This is a genomic window from Streptomyces chisholmiae (genome assembly GCF_031845445.1).
Lineage (GTDB): Bacteria > Actinomycetota > Actinomycetes > Streptomycetales > Streptomycetaceae > Streptomyces > Streptomyces chisholmiae.
Window position 1 is genome coordinate 1 of sequence record NZ_JAVREO010000244.1, and the last position, 422, is coordinate 422.

At 62.6% G+C, this 422-nt stretch carries 1 protein-coding gene; it reads right to left on the minus strand.

Annotation, left to right across the window (positions count from 1 at the left end; translation table 11 throughout):
- Positions 1 to 200: 200 nt before the first annotated feature.
- A partial coding sequence (locus RM844_RS33020; protein WP_311671109.1) for a hypothetical protein occupies positions 201 to 422 on the minus strand: 222 nt, incomplete at its 5' end.

Sequence of the window (422 nt, forward strand, 5' to 3'; positions counted from 1 at the left end):
GGGGGTTGTGTGGGCACGAGACCAATAAACTATAGCGGCGCTGACCGACCGCAGCTAACTGAATTTTGTGCGAATTACACGTGTAGATCGTTCGTACTGGTAATTAGTGCAACGGCAAAAATTGCTGGATAAGCAATTCTTGGGCGCCCTGAACTGCGGCGCAGTCGCCATCCCGTCCGCGCAACTCGTTTGCCCGGCGGTTATTGACGCTCGGGTTCGAAAGAGCCGCCGTCCCAACGGGTCAGCGGCGCCTGGCCGAGTTCCTGCATGCGCTGGGCAAACTCCTCGGTGAGGTACTGCTGCCGTGCCGACGCGACCTGTGCAGCGGCGCCGGCGGTTTCGACGATGAGCTTGGCAAGCGCGTCGGCGCCCAGCTTGTGCGCGCCGGGCCCGAGCCAGAGCCCGGTCATCGCTCCCATGCC